Annotated in this window: 3 protein-coding genes; all 3 read right to left on the minus strand. The window is 68.1% G+C overall.

Going from position 1 to position 3,240, the window contains the following annotated elements; translation table 11 throughout:
• Positions 1-145: 145 nt before the first annotated feature.
• The 3 genes from pstB to pstC all read right to left on the minus strand — a co-directional run bounded on the left by pstB (position 146) and on the right by pstC (position 3,063).
• Positions 146-922, minus strand: coding sequence for a phosphate ABC transporter ATP-binding protein PstB (gene pstB / locus ACFWP5_RS52135; RefSeq protein ID WP_384174421.1), 777 nt, complete (start codon positions 920-922; stop codon positions 146-148).
• Positions 923-994: 72 nt separating this feature from the next.
• Positions 995-2,056, minus strand: a complete 1,062-nt coding sequence (gene pstA, locus ACFWP5_RS52140; RefSeq protein ID WP_384174424.1) for a phosphate ABC transporter permease PstA — start codon at positions 2,054-2,056, stop codon at positions 995-997.
• On the minus strand, positions 2,053-3,063 hold the full coding sequence (gene pstC, locus ACFWP5_RS52145) for a phosphate ABC transporter permease subunit PstC (RefSeq protein WP_384174426.1): 1,011 nt from the start codon (positions 3,061-3,063) through the stop codon (positions 2,053-2,055). The genes pstA and pstC overlap by 4 nt, the downstream gene beginning before the upstream one ends.
• Positions 3,064-3,240 lie beyond the last annotated feature (177 nt).

The raw sequence follows: 3,240 nt of genomic DNA on the forward strand, positions 1-3,240 counted from the left end.
CCTCTCGGTCGACCGCAAACGGGTGGCTGGGTGGGAAGACAAACGAACGGGCCCGCCCCCGGGAGCCGGGGGCGGGCCCTTTTCGGCCTCGCGGTGGCACCGCCATGCAGCACCGCGAGGGGTTTTGGGAGAGGAGTGGCTCGGTTTAGCCGAAGCGGCCCGAGATGTAGTCCTCTGTGGCCTGGACCGACGGGTTGGAGAAGATGCGTTCCGTGTCGTCGATCTCGATCAGGCGGCCGGGCTGGCCCACCGCCGCGAGGTTGAAGAAGGCCGTGCGGTCCGAGACGCGTGCCGCCTGCTGCATGTTGTGCGTCACGATGACGATCGTGAAGCGTTCCTTCAGCTCGCCGATCAGGTCCTCGATCGCGAGGGTGGAGATCGGGTCCAGGGCCGAGCAGGGCTCGTCCATGAGCAGGACCTTCGGTTCCACCGCGATCGCCCTCGCGATGCACAGGCGCTGCTGCTGGCCGCCGGAGAGGCCCGAACCCGGCTTGTTCAGGCGGTCCTTGACCTCGTTCCAGAGGTTCGCGCCCTTCAGGGACTTCTCTACGACGTCCGACAGCTCGTTCTTCTTGTAGCTGCCGTTCAGGCGCAGGCCCGCCGCGACGTTGTCGAAGATCGACATCGTGGGGAACGGGTTCGGGCGCTGGAAGACCATGCCGATCTCGCGGCGTACCGACACCGGGTCGATGCCGTGGCCGTAGAGGTCCTCGTCGTCCAGGAGGACCTTGCCCTCGACGCGGCCGCCGGACGTCACCTCGTGCATGCGGTTGAGCGTGCGCAGGAACGTCGACTTGCCGCAGCCGGAGGGGCCGATGAAGGCCGTCACCGAGCGGGGCTCGACCGTCATCGAGATGTCTTCGATTGCCTTGTGGGAGCCGTAGTAGGCGGTGAGCCCGCTTACGTCGATTCGCTTGGACATGTCTACTTCACTTCCAGACTTCAGAACGGTCGCTGAGGGGGTTCCGTCCGGCCGTAGCCGGATGTTGTCGCCTTAGCGACCGGTCTTGGGGGCCTTCCAGCGGGCGATGCCGCGGGCCACCAGGTTGAGGATCATCACGAAGGCGATGAGGGTGAGCGAGGCCGCCCAGGCACGGTCGTAGGCCGCACCGGCGCCCGCGCTCTGCGCGAACTGCTGGTAGATGTACAGCGGCAGCGACGCCTGCGCCCCGTGGAACGGGTCGTTGTTGATGAACGGGTTGCCGAACACCAGCAGCAGGACGGGCGCGGTCTCGCCGGCGATACGGGCGACCGCCAGCATGATGCCGGTGGTGATGCCGCCGATCGCGGTGGGGAGGACGACCTTGAGGATCGTGCGCCACTTCGGGATGCCGAGGGCGAGCGATGCCTCGCGCAGCTCGTTCGGTACGAGCTTCAGCATCTCCTCGGTGGAGCGGACCACGACCGGCATCATCAGGATGGCCAGGGCGCAGGAACCGGCGAAGCCGAAGGGCTCCATGTCCCACATGAGCATCAGGGACAGGATGAACAGACCCGCGACGATCGACGGGATGCCCGTCATGACGTCCACGAAGAAGGTGACCCACTTGGAGAGGGCACCGCGTCCGTACTCGACCAGGTAGATCGCGGTGAGCACACCGATCGGGGCGCCGATCAGGGTGGCGAGGCCGACCTGCTCCAGGCTGCCGATGATGGCGTGGTAGATACCGCCGCCGGGCTCGGTGTCGGCGACCACACCCATCGAGTGGGTCAGGAAGTAGATGTTCAGGACCTTCACGCCGCGCGAGATCGTCGTCCAGAGGAGCGAGACGAGCGGGACCACGGCGAGGAGGAACGCGACCCAGACCAGGCTGGTCGAGATGCGGTCCTTGGCCTGGCGGGTGCCCTCGACGCGGGAGGCGATGACGTACGTACCGACGATGAAGAGGATCGCCGCGATCAGGCCCCACTGGATCTTGCTGTCGAGGCTGCCGACCAGTCCGATGAGGACGGCCAGGACGACTGACCCGCCGGCGATCGCGTACGGCGACCACTTCGGGAGGGTGGCGCCCTGGAGGGTGCTCACGGGCTTTTCGGCTACGGCTGCGTGGCTCATGCGTTGGCCCCCGAGTACTCCGCGCGGCGGGCGATGATGAGCCGGGCCGCGCCGTTGACCAGCAGGGTGATGACGAACAGGACCAGACCGGAGGCGATGAGCGCGTCCCGGCCGTCCTGCGACGCCTCGCTGAACTTGCTGGCGATGTTCTGGGCGAAGGTTCCGCCGCCCGGGTTGAGCAGGCTGGCGTGGATGATGAAGTCCGGGGAGAGCACGGTGGCGACGGCCATCGTCTCGCCGAGCGCGCGGCCGAGGCCGAGCATCGAGGCGGAGATCACGCCGGAGCGGCCGAAGGGGATCACCGCCATGCGGATGACCTCCCAGCGGGTGGCGCCGAGGGCGAGGGCCGCCTCTTCGATCATCTGCGGGGCCTGGCGGAAGACCTCGCGGCTCACGTTGGTGATGATCGGCAGGATCATGATCGCCAGCAGGATGCCGACGGTGAGCATCGAGCGGGGCGCGCCGCCTTCCCAGGAGAAGATCCCGGTCCAGCCGAAGAAGTCGTTGAGCCAGCCATAGAGGCCGACCATGTGCGGTACGAGGATCAGGGCGCCCCACAGGCCGTACACGATGGACGGTACGGCGGCCAGCAGGTCGATCACGTAGGAGACCGGGCCGCGGAGCTTGCGCGGGGCGTAGTGCGTGGTGAACAGGGCGATGGCGACCGCGACCGGGACCGCGATGACCATGGCGATGATCGAGGACACCACCGTGCCGAACGCCAGGACGGCGATGCCGAACTTCGGCGGCAGCAGGTTGGTGTTCCACTCGAAGGTGGTGAGGAAGTTCGCGTGGTCCTTGCTGATCGCGAGCGAGGCGCGGTAGGTGAGGAAGACCGCGATCGCGGCCATGATCACCAGCAGCAGGATGCCCGACCCGCGGGAGAGACCGAGGAAGATCCGGTCACCGGGTCGGGTGGCGCCGCGGGCGGTGCGCTTCTGCTCCGCGACGGAGGGCTCGGGGGTGGGGGGCGGTGCTTCTGCAGGATTCTTTGTCGATATGTCCATCAGGATTCTCCGGTCTGCGGGTCCACACGTGCTGTGTGCGGTCCGTGGCGGCGGTGCACCGGACGGGGGGGGGGGGGGCCCCGGGGGGGCGACCCGCCCCCACCCCAGGTGAGACACGGCCCCGGGGGGGGGGGGGGCCGGGGGGTGTTTGGGGTGGGGGGGGGCGGGGGTGGGGTT

The organism is Streptomyces sp. NPDC058469 (assembly GCF_042721125.1).
GTDB lineage: Bacteria > Actinomycetota > Actinomycetes > Streptomycetales > Streptomycetaceae > Streptomyces.

Excerpts from the sequence above, each read along its gene's own strand:
- pstB (WP_384174421.1), bottom strand. The coding sequence starts at position 922 with ATGTCCAAGCGAATCGACGTAAGCGGGCTCACCGCCTACTACGGCTCC.
- pstA (WP_384174424.1), bottom strand. The coding sequence starts at position 2,056 with ATGAGCCACGCAGCCGTAGCCGAAAAGCCCGTGAGCACCCTCCAGGGC.
- pstC (WP_384174426.1), bottom strand. The coding sequence starts at position 3,063 with ATGGACATATCGACAAAGAATCCTGCAGAAGCACCGCCCCCCACCCCC.